Source organism: Aeromicrobium alkaliterrae (genome assembly GCF_039529015.1).
Lineage (GTDB): Bacteria > Actinomycetota > Actinomycetes > Propionibacteriales > Nocardioidaceae > Aeromicrobium > Aeromicrobium alkaliterrae.
The window spans coordinates 46670-47480 of the sequence record NZ_BAAAME010000003.1 but is presented as its reverse complement, the minus strand read 5'-3'; the positions used below and the strand labels follow the sequence as shown (position 1 = coordinate 47480).

The following is an 811-nucleotide window of genomic DNA, read 5'->3' as shown; positions in this document are numbered from 1 at the left end:
GTGGTCCGACCGGCCGGTTTGTGGTTTCATTAGGTGATGTCCTCGTCCGAACTCGGACGTGACGTCGACGCCCTTGACTCGTTGAGGACGTAGTGAGTGGTCTCGGGACGATGAGGCTCCCCACGCGCGACACGACCTGCCAGCCCTGGCCCACCCTGACTGAAATTGGGAGCAACATGAGGAAAATCCTCGGAACGCTCGCTGCTCTGGCGTCCCTGTTGCTGGTCGGCCTGACCGCCGGTCCCGCCAACGCTGAGCTTCGAGCCGGATACCCCGGCGGCGACGGAGTCGTCGTCAACATCTCCGGCGGCGAGCTCGTCGGCGGCAACGTCGTGAACGTCAAGGTCAGCGCCTCGCGCATCGTTGACGGCGTCACCCAGCCGGTCGTGTGCAACACGGTCACGGTCAACACCGTCCCCGATCTCGTCGAGAGCTTCTCCGGCGGCGGCGCGGCGAGCTACGACCTCAACCTGGAGACCGACGTCGTCCAGAAGCGCACCCCCACGACCAACACCGTCGTCTGCAACTACACGCCGATCGTGGCGCTGGGCGAGTCCGGCGTCGCCACGGCCAGCACGGCCTCGCTCCCCGCGGTCTCCGCGGCGTGCGGCGCCGGCTGCGTCACGAACAGCAACACGATCGTGCTGCTGCCGCGTGACTCGACCGGCGGCAACAACAGCTCCGGCATCCTGCCGACCACCGGCACCGAGATCGGCCTGTGGCTCCTGGCCGTCGGCGGTCTCCTCGTGATCGGCGGCACGGGCATCGCGGTGGCGGCTCGCCGTCGCAAGGCCTGAGCTACCCACACTGC

1 protein-coding gene is annotated in these 811 nt (G+C 67.9%); it reads left to right on the top strand.

All coding sequences use genetic code 11. From position 1 onward, the window contains the following. Positions 1-176: 176 nt before the first annotated feature. Positions 177-797: an LPXTG cell wall anchor domain-containing protein gene (locus ABD127_RS07765; protein WP_344199594.1), complete on the top strand. Its 621-nt coding sequence runs from the start codon at positions 177-179 to the stop codon at positions 795-797. Positions 798-811 lie beyond the last annotated feature (14 nt).